The organism is Saccharothrix sp. NRRL B-16348 (assembly GCF_001280085.1).
GTDB lineage: Bacteria > Actinomycetota > Actinomycetes > Mycobacteriales > Pseudonocardiaceae > Actinosynnema.
Map to the genome: position 1 here is coordinate 1 of NZ_LGED01000054.1, position 1,414 is coordinate 1,414.

General features: G+C 69.0%; 1 protein-coding gene and 1 pseudogene. One reads left to right on the forward strand and one right to left on the reverse strand.

Annotated elements, in window-relative coordinates; translation table 11 throughout:
• The first annotated feature begins 132 nt into the window (after positions 1-132).
• Positions 133-1,113, forward strand: a complete 981-nt coding sequence (locus ADK67_RS08110) for a tetratricopeptide repeat protein (protein WP_197289338.1) — start codon at positions 133-135, stop codon at positions 1,111-1,113.
• Here the strand turns inward: ADK67_RS08110 and ADK67_RS52290 are convergent.
• A pseudogene (locus tag ADK67_RS52290) lies at positions 1,088-1,414 on the reverse strand (SAM-dependent methyltransferase); the annotation flags it as partial. The gene ADK67_RS08110 and the pseudogene ADK67_RS52290 overlap by 26 nt on opposite strands.

The window sequence follows — 1,414 nt, forward strand, 5'->3', positions numbered from 1 at the left end:
CACGACCGATACACACGGCACGACCTGCTCAACGCGTACAGCGTCGAACGACTGCTCCAGGACGAGCCCGGGCCTGACCGTGAGTCGGCGACGCGACGCATGCTGGACTGGTACCTGCACGCCGCGGCACGCGTGAGCGACGTGCTCGCTCCGCAGTACCGCAATCCGACCCTGGCGCCACCGAGTCCGGGCACGCCCGACGCACCGGACGACTTCACCTACACCACGGCGCTGGCCTGGTGTGAGTTCGAGTTCGGCAATCTCGTCGCCGCCGTGCGACTGGCTCACGAGCGTGGGTACCACGTGCATGCGTGGCAGTTGCCCGTCGTGCTGTGGGATTTCCTGTACCTGCGCAAGCACTGGACCGACTGGATCTCCATCCACGAAGCGGGCCTGGCGTCGGCTCGGGCTGCCGGGGACTCGTTCGGGGAGGCCTGGGTGCTGAACAACCTGGCGCACGCCCATCGGGAGCGGCGGCGGTTCGACCTGGCGGAGAAGCAGTTGCACGCCGCCATGGAGCTGCGCGACGCGATAGGGGACACGACCGGGCGGGCGTGGACGTTCACCGGCATCGGTTACCTGGAGGGCGACCGCGAGGATCACGAAGCGGCGGCGAAAGCGTTCACCGCCGCACGTGAGCTGTTCCGGCAGGTCGACAATCAACCTGGCGAAGCGATCGCCATCAACGGCGTCGGCGAGGCGTGCCGTCGGCTGGGACGGTTCGGCGAGGCGATGAAGCACTTCGAGGACGCCCTGCGGATCATGCGCAAGGACGGCGACCGCTACACCGAGGGCTACATCCTGACGAGCCTCGCCGCGACATTCGAGGCGATGGGCAGGCATGAGGACGCGCAGGCACAGTTCGACCTCGCGCTGCTCGCCCGGCGTGAGCTCGGTGACCGGTGGGGTGAGGCCGACACGCTGATCATGCGCGGTGACGCCTTGGTGGAACATGACCCCGACCAGGCGCATGAGTGCTGGCTTGCCGCTCTGACCATCCTGGGCGAACTCGACGACCCGCGGGTGGACGACGTGCGCGAGCGCCTGCGGGCGGTGCCGGCTCCCCGCCCATCCCCCACATCGGAGGCTACGCCGTCGGCTTCGACGCCTTGAGCCCGTACAGCAGCGGAACCCTCGGGTCGCCGTCCGGCAGCGCCCACCAGCCGCTGTCGGTCCGAGTCATGTGCGCCCAGCGCGGCCACGGCAGCAGCTCGCTCTCGGTGAGGCTGTCGATCCGCAGCCCCGCCCGCACCAGCGTGGTGACGACCTCCCCGAGCGAGTGCATCCACTCATATGACACCGTGGCCGAGGTCAGGGCCGGACCATCGGTGTAGGTGTAGGTCGCGTCACGCTCGATCGCGCCACGCCCTTCCAGGTAGTCGTGCCGCAGCAACAACTCCGGCCCCTCACCCGG